The organism is Streptomyces sp. NPDC102402 (assembly GCF_044765765.1).
In the GTDB taxonomy this organism is placed as follows: Bacteria; Actinomycetota; Actinomycetes; order Streptomycetales; family Streptomycetaceae; genus Streptomyces.
On sequence record NZ_JBIWKR010000003.1, the window covers coordinates 497,901 to 520,242 of the forward strand.

The 22,342-nt window shown below is 70.9% G+C and carries 19 protein-coding genes and 3 tRNA genes; 12 read left to right on the forward strand and 10 right to left on the reverse strand.

All coding sequences use genetic code 11. The features are described from left to right. Positions 1-10 precede the first annotated feature (10 nt). Complete coding sequence (cutA, locus tag ACIRJR_RS11660; RefSeq protein ID WP_403777538.1) at positions 11-349, forward strand: divalent-cation tolerance protein CutA; 339 nt, start codon at positions 11-13, stop codon at positions 347-349. A 63-nt stretch (positions 350-412) separates the two neighbouring features. On the opposite strand, the gene ACIRJR_RS11665 is transcribed toward cutA, so the two are convergent. After that, on the reverse strand, positions 413-2,488 hold the full coding sequence (locus ACIRJR_RS11665) for a molybdopterin oxidoreductase family protein (RefSeq protein WP_403777541.1): 2,076 nt from the start codon (positions 2,486-2,488) through the stop codon (positions 413-415). Between the two features lie 67 nt (positions 2,489-2,555). Continuing rightward, a complete protein-coding gene (locus ACIRJR_RS11670; RefSeq protein WP_403777545.1) occupies positions 2,556-3,311 on the reverse strand; it encodes a vancomycin high temperature exclusion protein in 756 nt (251 codons plus the stop codon). A gap of 179 nt (positions 3,312-3,490) precedes the next feature. Here ACIRJR_RS11670 and ACIRJR_RS11675 point away from each other — a divergent pair, with 179 nt between their 5' ends. The 5 genes from ACIRJR_RS11675 (at position 3,491) to ACIRJR_RS11695 (ending at position 10,404) form a co-directional block, all read left to right on the forward strand. After that, positions 3,491-4,396 carry a sirohydrochlorin chelatase gene (locus tag ACIRJR_RS11675; protein ID WP_403777548.1) on the forward strand — a complete coding sequence of 302 codons (906 nt, stop codon included), beginning with the start codon at positions 3,491-3,493 and terminating at the stop codon, positions 4,394-4,396. Between the two features lie 36 nt (positions 4,397-4,432). Further along, on the forward strand, positions 4,433-5,743 hold the full coding sequence (locus ACIRJR_RS11680; protein WP_403777551.1) for a deoxyguanosinetriphosphate triphosphohydrolase: 1,311 nt from the start codon (positions 4,433-4,435) through the stop codon (positions 5,741-5,743). Positions 5,744-5,861: 118 nt separating this feature from the next. Continuing rightward, positions 5,862-7,121 carry an NAD(P)/FAD-dependent oxidoreductase gene (locus ACIRJR_RS11685; RefSeq protein WP_403777554.1) on the forward strand — a complete coding sequence of 420 codons (1,260 nt, stop codon included), beginning with the start codon at positions 5,862-5,864 and terminating at the stop codon, positions 7,119-7,121. Between the two features lie 95 nt (positions 7,122-7,216). Next, positions 7,217-9,124: a DNA primase gene (gene dnaG / locus ACIRJR_RS11690; protein WP_403777557.1), complete on the forward strand. Its 1,908-nt coding sequence runs from the start codon at positions 7,217-7,219 to the stop codon at positions 9,122-9,124. A gap of 200 nt (positions 9,125-9,324) precedes the next feature. After that, entirely contained in the window at positions 9,325-10,404 is a 1,080-nt protein-coding gene (locus ACIRJR_RS11695; RefSeq protein WP_403777560.1) for an RNA polymerase sigma factor, read from the forward strand. 76 nt (positions 10,405-10,480) lie between these two features. Here ACIRJR_RS11695 and ACIRJR_RS11700 read toward each other — a convergent pair whose 3' ends face one another. The 4 genes from ACIRJR_RS11700 to ACIRJR_RS11715 all read right to left on the reverse strand — a co-directional run bounded on the left by ACIRJR_RS11700 (position 10,481) and on the right by ACIRJR_RS11715 (position 16,066). Beyond that, on the reverse strand, positions 10,481-12,403 hold the full coding sequence (locus tag ACIRJR_RS11700; RefSeq protein ID WP_403777563.1) for an ABC transporter ATP-binding protein: 1,923 nt from the start codon (positions 12,401-12,403) through the stop codon (positions 10,481-10,483). Continuing rightward, positions 12,403-14,136, reverse strand: a complete 1,734-nt coding sequence (locus ACIRJR_RS11705; protein ID WP_403777566.1) for an ABC transporter ATP-binding protein — start codon at positions 14,134-14,136, stop codon at positions 12,403-12,405. The genes ACIRJR_RS11700 and ACIRJR_RS11705 overlap by 1 nt, the downstream gene beginning before the upstream one ends. A 112-nt stretch (positions 14,137-14,248) precedes the next feature. After that, entirely contained in the window at positions 14,249-15,697 is a 1,449-nt protein-coding gene (locus ACIRJR_RS11710; protein WP_403777569.1) for an FGGY family carbohydrate kinase, read from the reverse strand. A 66-nt stretch (positions 15,698-15,763) separates the two neighbouring features. Beyond that, positions 15,764-16,066 carry a YtxH domain-containing protein gene (locus ACIRJR_RS11715; protein WP_403777572.1) on the reverse strand — a complete coding sequence of 101 codons (303 nt, stop codon included), beginning with the start codon at positions 16,064-16,066 and terminating at the stop codon, positions 15,764-15,766. Between the two features lie 181 nt (positions 16,067-16,247). Here ACIRJR_RS11715 and ACIRJR_RS11720 point away from each other — a divergent pair. The 5 genes from ACIRJR_RS11720 to ACIRJR_RS11740 all read left to right on the forward strand — a co-directional run bounded on the left by ACIRJR_RS11720 (position 16,248) and on the right by ACIRJR_RS11740 (position 17,694). Continuing rightward, a tRNA-Asn gene (locus ACIRJR_RS11720) sits at positions 16,248-16,320 on the forward strand. Between the two features lie 5 nt (positions 16,321-16,325). After that, positions 16,326-16,398 (forward strand) — tRNA-Asn (locus tag ACIRJR_RS11725). Between the two features lie 222 nt (positions 16,399-16,620). Further along, positions 16,621-16,697 (forward strand) — tRNA-Ile (locus ACIRJR_RS11730). Positions 16,698-17,056: 359 nt separating this feature from the next. Beyond that, complete coding sequence (locus ACIRJR_RS11735) at positions 17,057-17,290, forward strand: type II toxin-antitoxin system VapB family antitoxin (protein ID WP_015577068.1); 234 nt, start codon at positions 17,057-17,059, stop codon at positions 17,288-17,290. Next, positions 17,287-17,694: a PIN domain-containing protein gene (locus tag ACIRJR_RS11740; RefSeq protein ID WP_403777575.1), complete on the forward strand. Its 408-nt coding sequence runs from the start codon at positions 17,287-17,289 to the stop codon at positions 17,692-17,694. Before ACIRJR_RS11735 ends, ACIRJR_RS11740 begins: the two co-directional genes overlap by 4 nt. A gap of 43 nt (positions 17,695-17,737) precedes the next feature. On the opposite strand, the gene ACIRJR_RS11745 is transcribed toward ACIRJR_RS11740, so the two are convergent. Then, on the reverse strand, positions 17,738-18,190 hold the full coding sequence (locus ACIRJR_RS11745) for an integrase core domain-containing protein (protein ID WP_403777578.1): 453 nt from the start codon (positions 18,188-18,190) through the stop codon (positions 17,738-17,740). A 130-nt stretch (positions 18,191-18,320) separates the two neighbouring features. Between ACIRJR_RS11745 and ACIRJR_RS11750 the strand changes: the two genes are divergently transcribed. Then, complete coding sequence (locus ACIRJR_RS11750; RefSeq protein ID WP_403777581.1) at positions 18,321-19,310, forward strand: DUF5937 family protein; 990 nt, start codon at positions 18,321-18,323, stop codon at positions 19,308-19,310. Positions 19,311-19,346: 36 nt separating this feature from the next. Here ACIRJR_RS11750 and ACIRJR_RS11755 read toward each other — a convergent pair whose 3' ends face one another. From ACIRJR_RS11755 to ACIRJR_RS11765, 3 genes are all read right to left on the reverse strand, one after another. Continuing rightward, a complete protein-coding gene (locus ACIRJR_RS11755; RefSeq protein WP_403777584.1) occupies positions 19,347-19,799 on the reverse strand; it encodes a VOC family protein in 453 nt (150 codons plus the stop codon). 510 nt (positions 19,800-20,309) lie between these two features. After that, a complete protein-coding gene (locus ACIRJR_RS11760) occupies positions 20,310-20,987 on the reverse strand; it encodes a response regulator (protein ID WP_403777587.1) in 678 nt (225 codons plus the stop codon). Continuing rightward, positions 20,988-22,169: a sensor histidine kinase gene (locus ACIRJR_RS11765; RefSeq protein ID WP_403777590.1), complete on the reverse strand. Its 1,182-nt coding sequence runs from the start codon at positions 22,167-22,169 to the stop codon at positions 20,988-20,990. Positions 22,170-22,342 lie beyond the last annotated feature (173 nt).

Sequence of the window (22,342 nt, forward strand, 5' to 3'; positions counted from 1 at the left end):
AGCCCCGGGAATGACCGAGCCCGCATGGCTGACCGTACTGACCACGACGGACAGCGAGGAGAAGGCCCACACCCTGGCCCGGGGCGCGGTGGACGCCCGGCTCGCCGCCTGCGCCCAGATCTCGGCACCCGTCACCTCCGTCTACCGGTGGGAGGGCGCCGTCGAGTCCGGCGAGGAGTGGCAGGTGCTGTTCAAGACGACGGCCCAGCGGTACGACGAGCTGGAGGCCCACCTCCTCGCGGCGCACGACTACGCGACGCCGGAGATCATCGCGGTGCCCGTCGTGCGCGGCAGCGACCGCTACCTCGCCTGGGTGTCCGCGGAGACGGCGCCCGTGGCGCCCCTGTGACGGACGGCCCGCTGCCCTTCCCCGTGTACGGGGCGGCCCGCTCCCTGCCGGCAGGGGGCCGGCTCAGCCGGCGGCCTCCACCCGCACGGCGCACACCTTGAACTCCGGCATCCGGGAAACCGGGTCCAGCGCCGGATTCGTCAGGGAGTTGGCGCGGCCCTCGCCCGGCCAGTGGAACGGCATGAACACGGTGTCCTGCCGGATCGCCACCGTGATCCGGGCCGGTGCCACCGCCCGTCCACGCCGCGAGGTGACCGCGACCCGCTCGCCCTCGGCCACCCCGATCCGCTCGGCGAGCCGCGGATGCAGCTCCACGAACGGCCCCGGTGCGGCGGCGTTCAGCTCGGCCACCCGCCGGGTCTGGGCCCCCGACTGGTACTGCGACACGACCCGCCCGGTGGTGAGCACCACCGGGTACTCCGCGTCCGTCTCCTCCGCCGGAGGCCGGTGCGTGACCGGGACGAACCTGGCCCGCCCGTCGTCCGTCGCGAACCGTTCGAGGAACAGCCGGGGGGTCCCGGCGTGCTCCTCGTCCGGGCACGGCCAGAACACCCCGTCCTCCGCCTCGATCCGGGCGTAGGTGATGCCCGCGTAGTCGGCGGGACCACCCGCCGAGGCCCGCCGCAGCTCGTCGAAGACCTCCTCCGGATCGGCCGGGAAGCCCTTGCCGTGCCCCAGGAGGCCCGCCAGCGCGTTCAGAACCTCCAGGTCGCTGCGCACCCCCCTGGGAGGTGTGACCGCCCGCTGCCGCAGCAGCACCCGGCCCTCCAGACTGGTGGTGGTCCCGCTCTCCTCCGCCCACTGCGTCACCGGCAGCACCACGTCGGCCAGTGCCGCCGTCTCCGACAGCACCACGTCCGCGACCGCGAGGAAGTCCAGCGACCGCAGCCGCTCCTCGACGTGCCCGGCACGCGGTGCGGACACGACCGGGTTCGAACCCATGACCAGCAGCGACCGCACATCCTGGCCCAGCGCGTCCAGCAGCTCGTAGGCACTGCGGCCCGGCCCCGGCAGGGAATCGGGATCGACGCCCCAGACCCCCGCCACGTGGCGTCGCGCCGCGGGGTCGGTGAGCTTGCGGTAACCGGGCAGCTGGTCGGCCTTCTGGCCGTGCTCCCGGCCGCCCTGGCCGTTGCCCTGCCCCGTCAGGCAGCCGTAGCCGGACAGCGGACGGCCCGCCCGGCCGGTGGCCAGGCAGAAGTTGATCCACGCCCCCACCGTGTCCGTGCCCTTGGCCTGCTGCTCGGGCCCCCGGGCCGTGAGCACCATCCCGCTCTCCGCGCCGCAGAACATCTCCACGGCGTCGCGCAGCTGCGGAACCGGCACCCCGGTGAGACGCTCCACCAGCTCCGGCCAGTGCGCCATCGCACCCGCCCTGGCCTCGTCCCAGCCGCTCGTCCGGGCGCGGACGAACTCCTCGTCCACCCGGCCGTCCGCCACGACCATGTGCAGCATGCCGAGCGCGAGGGCCAGATCCGTGCCCGGCCGGGGCGCCAGGTGCAGATCCGCCTGCTCGGCGGTCCGGGTCCGGCGCGGATCGATCACGATCAGCCGGCCGCCGTTCTCCTTCAGCTCGGTCAGATAGCGCAGCGCGGGGGGCATCGTCTCCGCGAGGTTCGAGCCGACCAGGATCACGCACCCGGTCCGGGGGATGTCCTCCAGCGGGAAGGGCAGGCCACGGTCGAGGCCGAACGCCCGCTGGTGGGCGGCAGCCGCCGACGACATGCAGAAGCGGCCGTTGTAGTCGATCTGCGAGGTGCCGAGCACCACCCGGGCGAACTTCCCGAGGGCGTACGCCTTCTCGTTGGTGAGCCCGCCTCCGCCGAACACGCCCACGGCGTCCGCGCCGTGCTCCGCACGTGTCCCGCGCAGCCCGTCCGCGATCCGCTCCAGCGCCTCGTCCCAGCTCGCGGGCGTCAGCTCACCGTCCGCGTCGCGCACGAGGGGACCCGTCAGCCGCACACCGGCGGCGAGCACGGCGGGCGCCGTACGCCCCTTGCCGCACAGGGCTCCCCGGTTGACCGGGAAGTCGGGACGCTCCACGACCTCGACCACCCCGCCGTCGGTGACCGGTCGCAGCTTCATCCCGCACTGGAGCGCGCAGTACGGGCAGTGGGTGGACGTCTCGGTGCGGGCCATACACCCAGCGTGCGAGGCGGGTATTACGAGGACCGGTGCGTCCGGTTACGCCCCCGGTACACGCACCTCAGCCCGCCCCGCCCGCCGCCGTGAGGTCATCGGCGAGCGCCTCCGCCACCCCGGGCTCGCGCGGACCCAGGAAGTGCGGATCCGGCTCGAACACCGTGTCCAGGAGCGCCTTGCCCGCCGCGAACACCTCCCGCGCCCCGCCGTAGTACCAGGTCACATCGTGTACGTCGGCGGCGCCCACCCCGTACGCGTCGATCCCGGCGGACCGGCAGAGGGCGATCGCCCGCCGTATGTGGAAGCCCTGGCTGACCAGGAGGGCCCGGTCGACCCCGAATATCCGCTTCGCCCGCACACAGGAGTCCCAGGTGTCGAAGCCCGCGTAGTCGCTGACGATGCGGCTGTCCGGCACGCCCCGCCCGGTGAGATAGGCGCGCATGGCGTCGGGCTCGTCGTACTCCACGCGGCTGTTGTCACCGGTGACGAGCACGACCCGCACGGTGCCGTTCCTGTAGAGCTCGGCGGCCGTGTCCAGCCGGTGCGCGAGATACGGCGACGGGCGTCCCTCCCGCAGCCCGGCGCCGAACACCACGGCGACCTGCCGCGCCGGTGCGTCGGCCGTCGTCCGGACCCGGGCATCGGCCGTGGCGTGCAGCCACGTCGCGGGTGCCAGCGCCACCGCGCACGCGACCATCAGCGCCTGCACCAGCAGCCGCTGACCCCGCCGGGTGCGCGGCAGCCGCAGACGCGCGGCGGCCGGCCCTCCCCGGGCCCCGAGCCGCACACGGCCGATCCCCTTCGGTGTCCTCAGCCGCATGCGGCGCCCCCCGCGCTCGTACCGGATCCCTCGTGGAAGGGACGAACGAGGGGCACGAAAGGTTCGCGGGCCGATGTGAACAGGTACTGACACCGTGCGACCCGCTCCGGTGAGGCCGAGGCAAACACCCGTCACCGCTGCGAAACGGCCCGGCAACGTCCGCCCGGCACCATCGGTGCATGACGGAGACGGCACCGGAACACCCTCGTGAGTCCCTGCCCCTCGACAGCACGGCGCAACTCCTGACCCGCATCACCTCGCAGCTCGGAACCCAGCTCAGCCTCGTCTCCCTGAACGGAACCCGAAGGCCCATGCACCGCATCCGCCGAACCGCCCCCACCCTGGTCGCCGTCGCACACGGCAGCCGGGACCCGCGGGCCCTGCGCACCGTCCTGGAGCTCCTGGAACGGGTACGGGAGCTGCGGCCGGGCCTCGACGTCCGCCTCGGCCACATCGAGCTGAACGAACCCCTGCTGCCGGACACCCTGGACGGCATCGGGCGGGGCGACGCCGTCCTCGTACCGCTGCTCCTCGGCCGCGGCCACCACGTCCGGCACGACCTGCCCCTCGCCGCGTCGGCCGCGAGCCACCTGCGGACCCGTGTCGCGGCCCCGCTCGGGCCGCACCCGCTGCTCGTCGAGGCCCTGTACGAGCGCCTCGTCGAGGCCGGGTGGCGGGACGGGGACGGCACGAGCCGCCACGCCGCCGTCGTGCTCGCCGCCGCCGGGTCGCGCGACCCCGACTCCGACGTCGACGCGCGCCGCACCGCCGACATGCTCAGCGACCGCCTCGGCGGTGTCCCCGTGGTGCCCGCGTACGCCTCCGCGGCGTCGCCCACCGTGCCGGCCGCCCTGCGGGCGCTCGCCGCCCGGGGCCGTCACCGCACCGCCGTCGCCTCGTACTTCACGGCTCCCGGCCGCTTCGCGACCGTCTCGGCCGCCGCCGCGCCGGGCATCGCCGCCGCACCGCTCGGCGCGCACCCGGCGATGGCGCGCCTCCTGCTGCACCGCTACGACCAGGCGGTGGCCGGAACCGCCCCGGCGCACGACGCCTGGACGCACCCCCGCCTCCTGGCCTCCGCCTGACCCTTCCTGTCAGCCCACCGGGCTAATGTCGGTGACATGGACGGTACGCACGACCCCAGGGACACGCCCTACGGCGCCGCTGACACCGAGCGCTGGGACACCGAGCCGGACAAGCGCCCCGGCCGCACCGCGTTCCAGCGGGACCGCGCCCGGGTGCTCCACTCCGCCGCCCTGCGCAGGCTCGCCGGCAAGACCCAGGTCGTCACACCCGGCACCCGCGGCCTGTCCTGGGACGCCAGCCCGCGCACCCGCCTCACCCACTCCCTGGAGTGCGCCCAGGTCGGCCGGGAGCTCGGTGCCGCGCTCGGCTGCGACCCCGACCTCGTGGAGGCCGCCTGCCTCTCCCACGACATGGGCCACCCGCCCTTCGGCCACAACGGCGAACAGGCGCTCAACGACTTCGCGTCGGACTGCGGCGGCTTCGAGGGCAACGCCCAGTCGCTGCGCCTGCTGACCCGCCTCGAACCCAAGCGCTTCGTCCGCGACCCCCGCAGCGGTGACCTCGTCAGCGTCGGACTCAACCTGTCCCGGGCCGCCCTGGACGCCGCCACCAAGTACCCCTGGCCCAGGGACGCGCACCCCACGGACCCGGGCTCACCCAAATTCGGTGTGTACGAGGATGACCTGCCCGTCTTCGAGTGGGTGCGCAAGGGCGCCCCGCAGGACCGGAAGTGCTTCGAGGCGCAGGTCATGGACTGGTCCGACGACGTCGCCTACTCCGTGCACGACTTCGAGGACGGCCTGCACGCCGGGCACGTCGACCCGGGCTGCCTCTTCTCCGAGCCGGAGCGTGCGGAGATCTGGGACGTCGCCGTCGGGCGGTACGTCCCCGCGGACACCGACCCCCAGGAGCTGGCCGACGCCCTCGACCGCCTCACCGCCCAGGAGTGGTGGCCGCACGGCTACGACGGCACCGCGGTCGCCCAGGCCCGGCTGAAGGACGCGACGAGCCAGCTCATCGGCAGGTTCTGCCTCGCGGCCGAGACCGCGACCCACGCCGCGTACGGACCCGGACGGCTCGGCAGATACGGCGCCGAGCTGATCGTCCCGCGCGAGGTGCGCAACGAGTGCGCCGTGCTCAAGGCCGTCGCGGACCGCTACGTCATGCAGCGCGCCGAGCAGGAGGTCATCCGCGCCGACCAGCGGGTCGTCATCGCGGAACTGGCCGCCGCCCTCACCGCCCGCGCGCCCGAGGGCCTCGAACCACAGTTCCGGGCCCTGTACGGGGCGGCCGCCGACGACCGGGCGCGCAAGCGGGTCCTCGTCGACCAGATCGCCGCACTTACGGACGCTTCCGCGCGGTCCCTCCACGGGACACTCACGGGCGCCCGGCAGACTGGACCATGACCGGGCCACATGCCAGCGGCTGTGACCTGATCGGGGCACACCCTCTTTCGCCATCACGCCGCGTGCGGGACGCTCGCAGGTGGCGGCGCCGCGCAGCACAGTACCGAGGAGGCACCAAGTGGTCGACGCACATCGGACGTTCGTCATCATCGGCGGAGGACTCGCCGGAGCGAAGGCGGCCGAGACACTCCGGGCGGAGGGCTTCAGCGGCCGGGTGATCCTCATCGGCGACGAGCGCGACCATCCGTACGAACGCCCGCCCCTGTCCAAGGGATACCTCCTGGGCAAGGACGAGCGGGACTCCGTCTTCGTCCACAGGACCGACTGGTACGCCGGTGCGGACATCGAGCTGCACCTCGGCCAGACCGTCACCTCCATCGACCGGGCCGGCCGGTCCGTGCAGCTCGGGGACAACACCGTCGTCCGCTACGACAAGCTGCTGCTCGCCACCGGCGCCGAGCCCCGGCGGCTCGACATCCCCGGCACCGACCTGGTCGGCGTCCACCACCTGCGCCGTCTCGCCCACTCCGACCGGCTGCGCGGCGTCCTCGCCGCCCTCGGCCGCGACAACGGCCACCTGGTGATCGCCGGAGCCGGCTGGATCGGCCTGGAGATCGCCGCGGCGGCCCGCGGCTACGGCGCCGAGGTCACCGTCGTCGCCCCCTCCGCGACCCCGCTGCACCACGTCGTCGGCCCCGAGGTCGGCCAGATCTTCACCGAGCTGCACGCCGAGCACGGGGTCCGCTTCCACTTCGGCGCCCGCCTCACCGAGATCACCGGACAGGACGGCCTCGTCCTCGCCGCCCGTACCGACGACGGTGAGGAACACCCCGCCCACGACGTGCTCGCCGCGATCGGCGCGGCGCCGCGCACCTCGCTCGCGGAGGCCGCCGGGCTCACCACGGCGGCCCGCTCCGAGGGCGGCGGTGTCGTCGTCGACGCCTCCCTGCGCACGTCCGACCCCGACATCTACGCCGCCGGGGACATCGCGTCCGTGGACCACCCGCTCTTCGGCGGCAGGCTGCGCGTGGAGCACTGGGCGAACGCCCTGAACAGCGGACCGGCCGCCGCGAAGGCCATGCTCGGCCAGGACGTCTCGTACGACCGGGTGCCGTACTTCTTCTCCGACCAGTACGACCTCGGCCTGGAGTACTCCGGCTGGGCGCCCCCCGGCTCGTACGACCAGGTCGTCATCCGCGGCGACGCCGGCAAGCGCGAGTTCATCGCCTTCTGGCTGAAGGACGACCGGGTCCTGGCCGGGATGAACGTCAATGTGTGGGACGTCACCGAGAGCATCCAGAAGCTGATCAAGGCCGCCCGGCCGGTCGCTCCGGACGCCCTGGGCGACCCCTCGGTGCCCCTGGATTCCCTGCTCTGAGCCCTGGCCCGCCCTTCCGGGACCGGCCGTCTCCAGGGGCGCCGCCCCGCCGCCGGCCGGTCCCGGAAGCCTGGCCCCACCCGTAGACTTCACTCGTGGCAGGCAGGATCAATGACGACGACGTGAAGGCGGTCCGGGACGCGGTCCCGATCGACGCCGTCGTGTCCGAGTACCTCCAGCTGCGCAACGCGGGCGGCGGAAACCTCAAGGGACTCTGCCCGTTCCACGACGAGAAGTCCCCCTCCTTCCAGGTGAGCCCGGGCAAGGGCCTGTTCCACTGCTTCGGCTGCCAGGAGGGCGGCGACACGATCGCCTTCGTGATGAAGATCGATCACCTCACCTTCTCCGAGACGGTCGAGCGCCTCGCCGCCAAGGCGGGCATCACCCTGCGGTACGAGGAGGGCGGCTACAACCCCTCCCACCAGCGCGGCGAGCGCATCCGGCTGGTCGAGGCACACAAGATCGCCGCGGACTTCTACCGTGAGCAGCTGAACGGCCCCGAAGCCGAGATCGGCCGGAAGTTCCTCGCCGGACGCGGCTTCGACCAGGACGCGGCCGCCCACTTCGGCGTCGGCTACAGCCCCGCCGGATGGGACCACCTCACCCGCTACCTGCGCGGCAAGGGCTTCAGCGACAAGGAGCTCATCAGCTCGGGCCTCTCCCAGGACGGCCGCCGTGGGCCCATCGACCGCTTCCGCGGCCGCCTCATGTGGCCGATCAGCGACACCTCCGGCGAGATCGTCGGCTTCGGCGCCCGCAAGCTGCGCGACGACGACAACGGCCCGAAGTACCTCAACACCCCTGAGACCTCGATCTACAAGAAGTCCCAGGTGCTGTACGGCATCGACCTCGCCAAGAAGGACATCGCCAAGGCCAGCCGTGCCGTCGTGGTCGAGGGCTACACCGACGTCATGGCCTGCCACCTCGCCGGGGTCACCACCGCCATCGCCACCTGCGGCACCGCGTTCGGCAACGACCACATCAAGATCCTCCGACGGCTCCTGATGGACAACGGCAGCGCCCGGGTGATCTTCACCTTCGACGGTGACGCCGCAGGCCAGAAGGCCGCGCTGCGCGCCTTCGAGGACGACCAGAAGTTCGCGGCCGAGACCTACATCGCGATCGCCCCGGACAGCATGGACCCGTGCGACCTGAGGCTCGCCAAGGGCGACGACGCCGTCCGCGACCTGGTCGAACCCCGCACCCCCCTCTTCGAATTCGCCCTGCGCCAGATCGTCGGCCGGTACGACCTGGAGACCCCCGCGGGCCGCGCCGCGGCCCTCGACGAGGCCGGGCCCGTGGTCGCCCGCATCAAGAACAGCTCCTCGCAGCACGAGGTCGCCGTCCAGCTGGCCGGCCTGCTGGGCATCCTCGACACCCAGTTCGTGGTCAAGCGCGTCGGCCAGCTCGCCCGCTGGGCCCGCGACCGGGGCGAGCGCGGCCCCGGGCAGGGCGGTCCGCCCCGGGGCGGACCCCCGCAGCACCAGGTCCAGGCCCCGAAGGCACCCGCGGGCCCCGCGCTCAACCTCCGCAGCCCCGCCCACCGCACCGAGCGAGAGCTGCTCAAGCTGGCCCTGCAGAAGCCCGCCCTGGTCTCGCCCGCCTTCGACGCCTACGGCACCGACGAGTTCACCGCCCCGCCCTACGCGGCGGTGCGCCAGTGCATCGCGGAGGCGGGCGGCGCCGAACAGGGCCTGGCCGAGACCCGCGAGTACCTGGTCAACGTGCTGGACGCGGCTCCCGACAACACCGTCCGCAACCTCGTCACCGAGCTCGCCGTCGAGGTGTTCCACGGCAAGACGATCGATGAGACCTATGCGGGCATGCAGCTCGTCCAGGTCCGCCTGCGCGCCGTCGACCGCAGGATCGACGACGTCCAGGGCAGTCTCGCCCGGCTGGGCAGCAACGTCGCCCCGGACCACCTGGCCGCCGCGCAGAACGAGGTCTGGGTCCTCCAGCAGTACGCCCAGTCGCTGCGCAGCCACGGCGCCGACGCCCTGTAGGCCCTCGCCACGCAGGACCCGGGGCCGGTCAGCACCCCGTCACCCTCCGGACGCAAAAAGTCACCGCACGCCCCTCGTGGCAGCGATGTGTCGTACCCCACACTGGATGGCGGTGCCTGAGTCATCGGAGCGCGGCCGGTCCGCCGAGGGCGGACCCCCATCCCCGCGATCCGCGCAGCGATCACCTGGAGGTCGCCCCCGTGCAGACCCGGACCATGCCGATCACGACCGAGCTCGTCCCGGCGATTCCCGCGCAGAACCGGGGCGCACGTCACCCGGAGACCGCGGGAGGCCCGCCCGAACCGGTGCTGGAGGAACCGGTGGAGCGCCCCGAGCTCCCCGAGCCGCGCAGCCGCCCGGAGCCGGGCGGCCCGTCGTCCGACCTCTTCCGCCAGTACCTGCGCGAGATCGGGCGGATACCGCTGCTGAGCGCCGCCGAGGAGGTCGAACTCGCCCGCCGCGTGGAGGCGGGGCTCTTCGCCGAGGAACGGCTCGCCCGCACCCCCGACCCCGGCTCCCGGCTCGCCTACGACCTGGACCGGCTCGTGGTCATGGGGCGGATGGCGAAGCGCCGGCTCATCGAGGCCAACCTCCGCCTCGTCGTCTCCGTGGCCAAGCGCTACGTCGGCCGGGGCCTGACCATGCTCGACCTGGTCCAGGAGGGGAATCTCGGGCTGATCAGGGCGGTGGAGAAGTTCGACTACGCCCGCGGCTACAAGTTCTCCACGTACGCGACCTGGTGGATCCGCCAGGCCATGTCCCGGGCCCTGGCCGACCAGGCCAGGACCATAAGAGTCCCGGTGCACGTCGTCGAGCTGATCAACCGGGTCGTCCGCGTCCAGCGGCGCCTGCTCCAGGAACGCGGCTACGAGCCCACCGTGGAAGAGGTCGCGGCCCAGCTCGACCTCACGCCCGAACGAGTCGTCGAGGTCCGGCGCCTCGCCCAGGAGCCCGTGTCCCTGCACGCGCCGGTCGGCGAGGAGGACGACGTCGCACTCGGTGACCTCATCGAGGACGGCGACGCCGCCTCACCCGTGGAGACCGCGGCCTTCCTCCTGCTGCGCCAGCACCTGGAGGCGGTGCTCTCCACCCTCGGGGAGCGGGAGAGGAAGGTCGTCCAGCTCCGCTACGGGCTGGACGACGGGCGGCCCCGCACGCTCGAGGAGATCGGGAGGATCTTCGGCGTGACGCGCGAACGCATCCGCCAGATCGAGTCCAAGACGCTCGACAAGCTGCGGGACCACGCCTTCGCCGACCAGCTCCGGGGCTATCTGGACTGAGCGGGCGGGGCGGCTCGCGCAACCGCTGCGTACCGCCCCGCCCCGTCCGGACGCGTACCACCGCCGGGCGGTGCCGTCAGTCGACCTCCGCCAGCGCCTCCGCGAACTGTGCCGCGTACAGCCTGGCGTACGCCCCTCCGGCCGTCAGCAGCTCGTCGTGCGTGCCCTGCTCGACGATCGAGCCGTTCTCCATCACCAGGATCACGTCCGCGTCCCGGATGGTGGAGAGCCGGTGCGCGATCACGAAGCTCGTACGCCCGTGGGCCAGCCGCGCCATCGCCTTCTGGATGAGCACCTCGGTACGGGTGTCCACCGAGCTGGTCGCCTCGTCCAGCACCAGGATCACCGGATCGGACAGGAACGCCCGCGCGATGGTGATCAGCTGCTTCTCGCCCGCGCTGACCCCGGACCCCTCGTCGTCGATCACCGTGTCGTAACCGTCGGGCAGGGTACGGACGAACCGGTCGGCGTGGGCCGCCCGCGCCGCCTCCTCGATCTCCTCCCGGGTCACCTCGTGCGAGGCGCCGTAGGCGATGTTCTCCGCGATCGTGCCGCCGAACAGCCAGGTGTCCTGGAGCACCATGCCTATGCCCGAACGGAGTTCGTCACGCGACATCTTCGCCGCGTCGACCCCGTCGAGGGTGATCCGGCCGCCCGTCACCTCGTAGAAGCGCATCAGGAGGTTGACCAGCGTCGTCTTGCCGGCGCCGGTCGGCCCGACGATCGCGACCGTGCTGCCGGGCTCCACACTCAGCGAGAGGTCCTCGATGAGGGGCTTCTCCGGGTCGTACCGGAAGGACACGTGCTCCAGCGCGACGCTGCCGCGCAGTTCCTCCGGACGCTCGGCCGGGTCGGGGTCGGGCCCCTGCTCCTCGGCGTCCAGCAGGCCGAAGACCCGCTCGGCCGACGCGATGCCCGACTGCACCAGGTTCGCCATCGAGGCGACCTGCGTCAGCGGCATCGAGAACTGCCGCGAGTACTGGATGAACGCCTGCACGTCACCGATCGAGAGCGATCCCGACGCCACCCGCAGCCCGCCGACGACCGCGACCAGCACATAGTTCAGGTTGGACACGAACATCATCAGCGGCTGCATGATCCCGCTGTTGAACTGGGCCTTGAAGCCCGCCTCGTACAGCGCGTCGTTCTGCTCGGCGAAGTCCCTCGCGGACTCCTCCTGGCGCCCGAAGACCTTCACCAGGGTGTGGCCGGTGTACATCTCCTCGATGTGGGCGTTGAGCGTGCCCGTCACCTTCCACTGCGCCACGAAGTGCGGCTGCGACCGCTTGCCGACCCGTGTGGCGACGAACACCGACAGCGGGATCGTCACCAGTGCCACCAGGGCGAGGAGCGGCGAGATCCAGAACATCATGATCAGCACGCCGACGATGGTCAGCAGGGAGTTGATGAGCTGGCCCATCGTCTGCTGCATCGTCTGCGAGATGTTGTCGATGTCGTTCGTCGCCCGGCTCAGGACCTCGCCGCGCTGCTGCTTGTCGAAGTACGACAGCGGCAGCCGCGAGAGCTTCGTCTGCAGGTCCTCGCGCAGTTGGAAGACGACGCGGTTGATCACCCGGATCGACAGCCGGGTCGACACCAGCATCAGCAGCCCCGCGCCGACGTACACGGCCAGTGCCGCCAGCAGGACGCCGCCGACCGCACCGAAGTCGATGCCGTCGCCGGGGACGAAGTCCACCCCGCCCAGCATGTCGGCGAGCCCGCCGCTGCCCTGCTCACGCAGGCCGTCGATGGCCTGCTCCTTCGTGGTGCCGTCCGGCATCTGCCGTCCGACGACACCCGCGAAGATCAGGTCCGTCGCCCCGCCGAGGATCTTCGGCCCCACCACGGAGAACGCCACGCTCAGCGTTCCCGCGCCCAGCATCAGATACAGCGAGGACTTCTCCTTGCTGAACCGTCTCAGCAGCCGCTTGCCGGACCCCTTGAAGTCCATGGACCGCTCGGTGGGCCCTGCCATCATCCGTCCGCCCGGCCCTGCCATCAGGCGGCCTCCGCTTCCGTCAGCTGGGAGAGCACGATCTCCCGGTAGGTTTCGTTGCCGGCCATCAGCTCGTGGTGGGTGCCGGTCCCGACGAGCCTGCCCTCGTCCAGCACCAGGATCCGGTCGGCGTCACGGATCGTGGACACCCGCTGCGCCACGATCACCACGGTCGTTCCCGCGGTCTCCTGGGACAGGGCGCCGCGCAGCGCGGCGTCCGTCGCGTAGTCCAGCGCCGAGAACGAGTCGTCGAAGAGGTAGATCTCCGGCTTCTGCACCAGCGTCCGCGCGATCGCGAGCCGCTGCCGCTGGCCACCGGAGACATTGGTGCCGCCCTGCGCGACCGGCGCGTCCAGGCCGTGCTCCAGGCGCTCCACGAACTCCTTCGCCTGCGCCACATCCAGGGCGTGCCACAGCTCCTCGTCGGTCGCGTCCGGATTGCCGTACCGCAGATTCGTCGCGACCGTCCCGGAGAACAGGTACGGCTTCTGCGGGACCAGGCTCACCGTCTTCGCCAGCAGGACCGGATCCAGCGTCCGCACGTCCGTACCGTCGACGAGCACCTCGCCGCCCGTCGCGTCGAACAGCCTCGGAACGAGCCCGAGCAGCGTCGACTTCCCACTGCCCGTCGACCCGATGATCGCGGTCGTCTCCCCGGGCCTGGCCACCAGATCGACCGAACGCAGCACCGGCTCCTCGGCGCCCGGGTAGCGGAACTCCGCACCCCGGACCTCGAGATGCCCGTGCTTCAGCAGCTTCGTGACCGGGGCGGTGGGCGGCACCACGCTCGACTCGGTGTCCAGGACCTCCTGGATGCGCTCGGCGCAGACTTCGGCGCGCGGCACCATGATGAACATGAAGGTGGCCATCATCACCGACATGACGATCTGCATCAGATACGCGAGGAACGCGGTCAGCGCCCCGATCTGCATCCCGCCGCTGTCGATGCGGTGGGCCCCGAACCAGACCACCGCGATGGACGACAGGTTCACCACCGTCATCACGGTCGGGAACATGAAGGCCATCAGCCGGCCCGTCGAGACCGCGACGTCCGTGAGCTCCGTGTTGGCGCCGCGGAAGCGCTCCTCCTCGTAACCGTCACGGTTGAAGGCGCGGATGACACGGTTGCCGGTGATCTGCTCGCGCAGCACGCGGTTCACCGTGTCCAGCCGCACCTGCATCGTGCGGAACAGCGGCCGCATCCGCCGCACGATGAGGCTCACCGAGACACCGAGGACGGGCAGCACGGCCAGCAGCACCGCCGACAGGGGGACGTCCTGGCCGAGGGCCATGATGACGCCGCCGACGCACATGATGGGCGCCGAGACCATCAGGGTGAACGCCATCAGGACGAGCATCTGGACCTGCTGGACGTCATTGGTCGTACGGGTGATCAGCGAGGGCGCCCCGAACCGTCCCATTTCACGCGCGGAGAACGACTGCACACGGCCGAAGACCGAGGCCCGCACGTCGCGCCCGAGCGCGGAGGCGGTCCGGGCGCCGTAGTGGACGGCCCCGATGTTGCAGACGATCTGGATGACGCTGACCGCGATCATCACGGCGCCGAACTGCAGGATGTAGCCCGTGTCGCCCTGTACGACACCGTTGTCGATGATGTCGGCGTTGAGGCTGGGCAGATAGAGGCTGGCGCAGGTCTGCAGGAGCTGGAGCAGCACCAGCAGCATGATGGGCTGCCTGTACGGACCCAGATAGGTCCGCAGGAGTTTTATGAGCACGCGTGTCTCTCGGTCGGCGGCGGGCAGAGGCCGATCCATACTCCGGTACGGCGCCCCCCGGCGGCGAACGCTTTTCCTCAAGCCCGGGTCAAATTCCGGAGCGCGGCTCTCCTCAGAGGGCTCCGCCGAACGCCCCGGGGTGGATCTGGTCCCGGGTGGCCCCGTACTGCTGGCGCACCGCGCCGCCGACCGGGAGCTCATCGCCCGGCTCCAGCACCTGCGCCGCCGCACCCCGCCAGGCGGGAGGATCACGCGGATCCAGCGTCCCTCGCGAAACCCCGAGGGCCCACGCTGCCTGCCGGGCCGCACCCAGCGCCGCGTACTCGGCGGGCTGCGGCACGACGACCTGGGTGCCGAACACCGCGGGCGCCAGCGCCTGCACGGCGGGCAGCTCGGCCGCGCCGCCCAGCAGGAAGACCCGCCGCACCTCCACGCCCCGGTCGCGCAGCACGTCCAGGGCGTCGGCCAGCGAGCAGAGCATGCCCTCGAAGGCGGCCCGCGCCAGGTGCTCCGGCTTCATCGACTCGCGCCGCAGCCCGCTCAGCGTTCCCGCGGTGTGCGGCAGCCGAGGGGTGCGCTCGCCCTCCAGATACGGCAGCAGGACGAGGCCCGAGGCGCCGGGCGTCGACTTCAGGGCCAGTGCGGACAGTTCGTCCAGACCCCCTTCGAGACCCAGCATCTCGGCGGTGCCACGCAGCGCGCGCACCGCGTTCGACGTGTGGACCACCGGGAGGTGCATACCCGTGGCATCGGCGAAGGAGGTGATCATCCCCGTGGGGTCGGCCAGCGCCTCGTGGTGCACGGCCATCACGGAACCCGAGGCGCCCAGCGACACGACGGCGTCCCCGACAGCGACGCCCAGCCCGAACGCGGCGGCCATCGTCTCGCCGGTGCCCGCCGAGATCAGCAGGCCCTCCGGAGTCGTCCCCGCAGCGTCGGCCGGGCCGAGGACCTCGGGCAGCGCGGCCTGATGGCCGAGCGCGAGCTCCACGAGATCGGGCCGGTAGGACGCGGAGCCCGCCGACCAGTAGCCGGTCCCGGACGCGGCACCCCGGTCCGTCGTCCGGCGGGCCGGGCGGCCGAGGAGCTGCCACACGAGCCAGTCATGGGGCTGCAGGACGGCGGCGACCCGCTGTGCGTTCTCCGGCTCGGTCCGGGCCAGCCAGCGCAGCTTCGCCACCGGCTGGGCGGCCTGCGGCACGGACCCGACGGCCTCGGCCCAGGGCTGCCGCCCTCCCAGTCCGTCGATCAGATCGGCCGCAGCGGCCTGTGCCCGGCGGTCGTTGCCGAGCAGCGCCTGCCGTACGAGATTCCCCTGGCGGTCCAGCGGCACCAGACCGTGCTGCTGCGCGGACACACCGATGGCCTGCACGCCTTCGAGCAGCCCTCCGGAGGCCGCCTCACCGAGTGAGAGCAGCCACGCCTGCGGATCCACCTCGGAGGCCTTGGCCTCGATGGGATGCGCGGCGTACCCCTGCCGCAGCACCGCACCGGTGTCCGCGTCGCAGACGACGATGTGCGTGAAGGCGGATGAACTGTCCAAGCCGGCCACTATGCCCATGGACACGATTCTGCCGCACGCGGGGACCGTTCCCGTACCGGGCGGTACCCGGTACGGGAACAGGCCTCACGTGTTCGTCGTCCCCCAGTCGTCGCTGCCGTTCTGCCCGCTGCGCTCACGCAGCGAGCGCACCCGGTCGGAGACGGACACGGGAACCTTGTCCCCGACCTTCTCGCTCACCGAGTGGTAGGCCTTGCCGGCGAAGTCCCTGCCGCCGTGCGCGGCGGACTCCGCCGCGTTCCGCACAGCGGGATTCTCGGCCAGCTGTCGCGCGGCCTTCTTCAGCTGCTCGTAACGCTCGCGCCCGGCTCGCGTGCCGAGCACGTAACCGAGGGCCACTCCGGCGATGAACGTGAGCCGGTACCGCATGGCTGCCACCCTTCCTTCGCTCCGTGCGACGTGTGCTGCCCGCCTACCCGCGGACACCCGAGATCACCCCGGGAGATACCGATTGGCGGAGCACCCCCCTGCTTGCGCTAATGTATGTGTCGCAGCGAACGCGCGCCGCTCGGCAGCAGCCAGGCAGGTACGATTCGAGGCAACGCAGCAATCCCCTGTAGCTCAATTGGCAGAGCAGCCGGCTGTTAACCGGCAGGTTACTGGTTCGAGTCCAGTCGGGGGAGCGCGATCCCCTGTAGCTCAATTGGCAGAGCATTCGGCTGTTAACCGGAGGGTTACTGGTTCGAGTCCAGTCGGGGGAGCGGAACGGAAGAGGACCCTTCGGGGTCCTTTTTCGTGTGCTCTGCGAGGGTGGTCCGCGACCGCTTCCGGACTCTTTCGGGGGGATTCCGCGGCGCCCGGAACCGGGCAGCACGCTGCGCGGTCTTCATGGTCACGCGAAGCCGGCCAACCGCAGCAGGAGATCGTATGACCGGCTATGCTGCGGCAGACGGCGCGCACACTTGTACGCGCCACGCCGTAACGGGGCGGTAGCTCAGCCGGTTAGAGCAGCGGACTCATAATCCGTCGGCCGTGGGTTCGAGTCCCACCCGCCCCACCAGTAGTCACCCCGAGGAAACGTTCTGACCTGCGGAAACGCGGTTTTCGCGGGATGGGGTGTCCCGAATCGGTGTGGCGAACGTGTGCCGTTTTGTGTCCCCTGTGAGGGTCAAGAGGCCTGTGACCTGGGGTTTTTGTTCGAGTCTTCGATGGGGTGCGTGGTGAAGGCTCCCCACGGCTGTTGAGGCAGCGGCCCTGCCTCACCGCATCGACATCATCCGCTCGGTATGTGGCTCGTGGCCGCCGGCTCGGAGGCCGGGGCGGGTCCTCTCTGTCTCGTGCTCGATGATCTGCCGCCGCGAATGTTGGTGATGTATCGTAGTTATGTACATCATGGACTCAGGGTGAGGGGTGGCTGATATGTCTGTGACCCAGGTCGATCTCGATGACGAGGCGCTGGCTGAGGCGATGCGTCTCATGGGTGTCTCGACGAAGAAGGAGACGGTCAACGGGGCTCTGCGGGACTACGTGGCGCGCATCAAGCGACTGGAGGCCGCCGAGAAGCTGGCCGCGCGAGGTGAGCGGGGCGAGTTCGAGGCTGCGGCTGCGGCGCATGCGGCGGCCAAGCAGGCCCGGAGGGCAGCCTTCGAGTGATCACATACCTGCTCGACACGTCCGCCCTCTGGCACCTCTTTCGTACACCGGGGGCATTGCGTCCCTGGGAGGGGCACATCGCTGCGGGTGTGTTCCATATCTGCGAGCCCACGAGGGCGGAGTTCCTCTACTCGGCCACAAGCCCCGCTCATCGGGACGAGTTGGCCGAGGAGCTGGATGACCTCTGCCATCTCGCCACGGTTCCCAAGAGTGCGTGGCGCTGGGTCGACGCCGCGCAGTACAAGCTCACCCAGCGAGGGCAGCACCGTGCCGCCGGAGCCATCGACCTCCTGGCGTGTGCGACGGCGGTCCATCACGGTCACACGGTGCTTAACGTGGACAACGACTTCGCCACGGTGGGGGCGGTCCTGAAGGAAGTGCAGCAACGAGACGTGCGCGCCTGACTGAGCTGCCCTGAGTTTCGTAGCGGCCGGGGTTTTCGTGGTTTCAGGCGATGTTCGTGGTCGTCTGGGATCGGTGGCGTCGGGCCTCGATTTCTTCGGGTGGGAGGTAGCCGAGGGCGGAATGCAGGCGTTCGGTGTTGTACCGGCCGATCCACTGGACGACTGCGCGTTCGACCTGGTCAGCGTCGCGCCACGGGCCGTGGTGGTCGATCAGCTCGGCTTTGAAGGAGCCGTTGAGGGCCTCGGCCATCGCGCCGTCATAGCTGTCGGCGACGGAGCCGACGGACGCGGTCGACGGCTTCGAGGTGTTCGTGGATGGGGCGGATCTCCGCGACGAGGTGGTCGTCGCGCGCCGCCGACGTGCGGACTTCGGACGCCGGCAGCGGGCGTTGTAGGCGGAGACCGACAGGTTCAGTTCCCAACCGACGGGCTTGACCCCGAAGCCGTCGCGGAGGTGGTTGATCACCGCGTCGGCCTCGTGCGGGGCGTGTTGCATCAACCGGTTGAGCTCGCCCGATACGTGTCCATCCGCTACGGCGAGCGCCTGGTCGAGGCCGGCGCGAGTGGCGCGCACGGAGCGGGCCGCGCTCGGTCGGCTGAGTCGTGTCGGCGGTAGCCTGCTCGACGTGCTGCAGAGATATGTCGAGTTCCGCCTTGCTTCGAAGGACATCTCCACCATTCGATTCGGCGTGTCGCCAGGGCACGAGATCGTCCACGCGGTGCGGGCCCTCAGTCGACCGCAGGAGCAGCCGCTGCAGTGGGGATGGCTGCGCGCCGTGCACGACGATGTCCCGCGGGAGTCCCTCGAGTTGCTGCGCCTGGTCGTGGGCGAAACCGGTTACGCGCCCGATCTGTTCACGTCGGCCGCGTCGTGGGATCTCACGCCTGAGGATGAGATCGAGCGGCTGCGACAGGCGCCGCTCGAGCCGATCTCGGTTGATCTGCACAAGCGCGCGGTCCGCAGCGCCGGCATCGCGCGGGCCGCGCTGGAGAGGATGGCGGCCGATCCCGCGAGGATCCGCGTCATGATCGTGCGCCACGTCGAGGCGCTCTGGGAGGCCGCGCTCGCGCCGTACTGGGCGCAGATCGAACGCATTCTTCATGCGGACATCGGCTCTCGGGTGCGGCGGATGACCGCGGACGGTCTGGCCGGGATGGCGGCCGATCTCGGCGAAGGTGTCGAGTGGAGTGCCGACACCGGCTTCGATACCGTGCGCGTGCGGATGGAACGACACGAGGAGATCGTCGACTGCCAGGGGCAGGGCCTCGTGCTCGTGCCGTCGTTCTTCGGGCGCCACTGCGCTGTGCTCACCGAGCCGCCTGCGCAGCCGACGCTGTTCTACCCCGCGCTCGGTGTGTCCGAGGTGTGGCATCGTGCCGATTCGACGGATGCGCTGGCGGGCCTGCTAGGGGAGAGCCGGGCCGCGGTGCTCGTCGCGGTCGGCGAGTCGCTGTCGACGACGGAGACCGCAGGAGAGGCCGGGATCGCGGCTTCCACTGCATCCCACCACCTTGACGCCCTGCGCGCCGCCGGGCTCATCGCGTCCCGGCGTGCCGGGCGGCGTGTGCTGCACGCGCGCACGCCGCTCGGCGATGCGCTTGTCCACCGGGTCTGACGCGGTGGACAAGCGCATCCGTGGCCGGCATGGGGGTTACCGCCCGGGAACGAGGTCCGGTCCCGCGCCGTGCTCGGCGACGTACGCCTCCGGACCCTGCTGGGCTGCCTGGGGCTCCATGTAGAGGAACTCAAGGACGTTGCCGTCCGGGTCCTCGAGGGAGCGCCCATACATGAACCCGTGGTCCTGCGCGGGGCGCGGCTCACGGCCGCCCGCGGCGACACCGGCGTCGACGGTCCCGTCGACGTGGTCCCGCGAGTCGCGCGAGAGTGACAGCAGCACCTGGGCGACCGTGTGCGGGTCGGCGATCTGCTTGTCGGTGAACTGCGAGAAGTGCCCGTGAGTGAGGACCATGAAGTTCGTGTTCCCGTCCCAGACGACGCACGCGGCGTTCTCGTCGGTGAACATCGGGTTGATGGCGCAGCCGAGCGCCGTGTAGAAGGCCTTGCTGCGCTCGAGGTCGGTTGTGGTGATGTTGACGAAGATCATGAGGTCTCCTGATATCGGACGGCCGGGTCCTGCAGTTGCCGAGATCAGGCTGGCACCAGTGGCTTGGGCATCCAATCGATTCGACGTGCGTCGAAAGGTCACGGTGCCCGTCTATTGATCGGGAGCGTCGACCGGGCTGACCCGGCCACCTCGGTGGAGGGCGACCCGCGGGCTCTGCGGTCACAGGGGCCGGCGTCGTTGCCGAGACCTGCGTGTGGCGTTCGCCTCGCGGTGGTGTGGCGAACGCGGGGGCTTCGGGCCGTCAGGGTATGCCTTGCACTGCTGTGAACTGGGCTTTTGTGGTGCCGGGTCCGGTGGGAGGGATGTGGTTGCTCCTACGCCTTCGTCTGAACGGCGACACGTCCTCGGCCGCGGTCGAGGCCGTCCGGCCCCGCACGGCCGTGCGGATCCGCCCACGCCACGCAGGATCTTGGAGCCCTACCTGGCCGGCGGCGGCGCCCCGGCCCCGCCCTCTCGGAGCAGCGTCGACCTCCCTCTGCGCGAGGCTGGTCATTCCTCCGAGTCACGTACCAGGAGTGCGATCTGCACCCGGTTGTCGACCCCCAGTTTGGCGAACAGGTTGCTTACGTGCGCCTTGACGGTCGCGACGCTGATGCACAGCCGCTCGGCGATCTCCGGGTTGCCCAGTCCGTCCGCGACGGCCCGAGCAGTTTCGAGTTCTCGTTCGGTCAGTGCGGACAGCTGTTTCCGCGCGGCTTCGCGGGACGAGTCGCGAGCGTAGGAGGACTGCGGGCTGGTGGCTGCGGCGATCACCCGTGCCGTAACCGCTGGAGACAGCACGGAGTTGCCGTCCGCGACGGTCCGCACCGCGTCGAGAATCCGTGCCGGTCGGGTGTCCTTGAGGACGAACCCGAGTGCTCCGGCGTGCAGCGCGCCGAGTACCAGATCGTCGGAGTCGAATGTGGTCAGCATGAGCACCCGCGGCGGCGCCGGTCGGGTGAGGAGTTCCCGGGTCGCGCTGAGACCGTCGCGGCCGGGCATCCGCACGTCCATCAGAACGACGTCCGGCCGCTGCTCGTTCACCACGGTGATCGCGTCGTCCCCGTCGACCGCTTCCGCGACGACGGTCAGGTCCGGTTCGGCGTCGATGACGAGCCTCAGCGCCATCCGTACCAGCCGGTCGTCGTCGACGATGACGACGCGCACCCGCTCCCGCTCGGTATCCACTCATACTCTCTTTTCGTGGGTGGGGTTCGGCCAGGGTAGCTGCGCGGTGAGGACGTATCCGTTGTCGGGTGTGCGGTGGTGGCTGAGTTCTCCGCCGGCGAGGCTGATGCGTTCTGTGAGGCCCAGCAGACCGAATCCCGACGTCGGTGGTCGTGAGGTTGCCGTGGTGGCGGGGGAGTTGTGGACGCTGACGCTGAGGTGGGCGCCGGCTGTTCCTTCGAGGGTGATGTGTACGTGCGCACCTGGGGCGTGTTTTGCGGCGTTGGTCAGTCCTTCCTGGACGATCCGGTAGCAGGTGCGTCCGACGGCATCGGACGGTGTTCCCGCCACGGTGCCGGTGAGCGTGACGTCCAGTCCGGATGCGCGGGCTTCGGCTATCAGTTCGGGGACGCGGTCGAGGGCGGGCTGGGGCGGTTCCGGGCGGCCCGGGTCGGCCCGGAGCACACCGAGGACATCCCGTAGTTCTTCCAGTGCCTGGTGGGAGCCGTCGGCGATACCGCGGACCAGCACGCGGCCTTCCTCCGCGGTGAGGTCGCTGCGGTGGTCCAGCACTCCGGCCTGCATGGCGACCAGGGAGATCCGGTGTGCGAGTACGTCGTGCATCTCGCGGGCGATCCGGTTCCGCTCCAGGGCACGTGCCTGCGCCGCTCGTGCGGTCTGCTCACTTTCCGCGCTCTCCGCCCGGTCTCGCAAGGACCGCACTTCGACGCGCCGCCCCCCGATGGCGATGCCCATGGCCACCGCGATGCCCGCGATCAGTGCCGGGAACGCGAGCTGGTACCACAACAGGCCGGGCGGGCTCTGGACCGGGTAGAACCCGCCGGCGAACTGTGACGCGGTCACCAAGGCCAGAGCGACGACCCCGATCTCCACCGGACGACGACGTGTGGAGATCGAGACCAGCGCGAGAAACGCGGCGCCGGAAGCGAGTGCCGACGCGGTCGAGGCGATCACGACCGTCATGGCGACGGCGAGCGGGAACCGCCGCCGCCACAGAAGCGCCGTCAGGCAGCCGAGAGCCACCAGCGGATCACCGACGACGAACCACGGGCCCGTTTCGTCCGTCTGCCCCCGCAGTAACACACCGATGGACAGCCAGAGCGGTATCCCCACTGCCGCAGCCGCACCCAGCCGCCATGCCTGCTGCCACCACCCGAGCCGTGGCGCTACGTCGGTGTTCACCCGGCCATTGTCGCGAAGCCGTGCGCCCGGTGAGTCCGACTCCGGGATGATGCGCCCCCGACCGGAGTCGAATCACCACCCCGCCTCCGGTCGAAGGCGGGGCGAGCCACAAAGCTGATGTGTCTGCCGCACCGTACGGACAGACTCGTCCATGTGCCGAGACAACCGAACAC